This window comes from Rathayibacter agropyri, from assembly GCF_013249015.1.
In the GTDB taxonomy this organism is placed as follows: Bacteria; Actinomycetota; Actinomycetes; order Actinomycetales; family Microbacteriaceae; genus Rathayibacter; species Rathayibacter agropyri.
The window spans coordinates 1-527 of sequence record NZ_JABRPL010000025.1; the positions used below are offsets into that span (position 1 = coordinate 1).

The following is a 527-nucleotide window of genomic DNA, read 5'->3' on the forward strand; positions in this document are numbered from 1 at the left end:
GCGGAGGTGACGTTGGAAGCCTGCTTGGTTTCGTTGTGGTACAGGTCCCCGGCGGTGTTGAGGAAGGTTCCGTACCCGACGGCCGTGAGTCCAGCTCCAGTGGGAGCCTTATAGGTCGTTTTTGCCGTTTTCGAACCGAACTCCTGAGCGTAGCCGACGCCATCCTTGACGTACGTGACCGTGCTGAAGCCGCCGCCTTCCTCGGCAACGGCAGAGCTGACGCCACTTGCCACAAGAGTGTTGCCGTACCAGAGGTCTCCGGCGTCGTTCAAGAACGTTGCATAGCCAACAGCCCGAAGGCCGGCTCCCTTGGGGGAGGTGTACGTGGTCTGGGTTGTCTTCGTCCCGTTTTCTCGCGCCTTGGCCACACCGTTCTCGACCCAGGTGACTGTGTCGTAGGTGCCGTTGTTCTCTGCGACCGCAGAGGTCACTCCGCTGGCTGCATATTGAACTTCGTTGTGCCAGAGGGTACCGGCGTCGTTCAGGAAGGTTGCATAACCGACGGCTTTAAGGCCGGCTCCTGTCGG

Annotated in this window: 1 protein-coding gene; it reads right to left on the bottom strand. The window is 60.5% G+C overall.

The window, feature by feature from the left end; all coding sequences use genetic code 11:
- On the bottom strand, nt 1–527 hold a 527-nt coding region (locus tag HRF29_RS14600), incomplete at both ends, for a hypothetical protein (protein ID WP_173249577.1).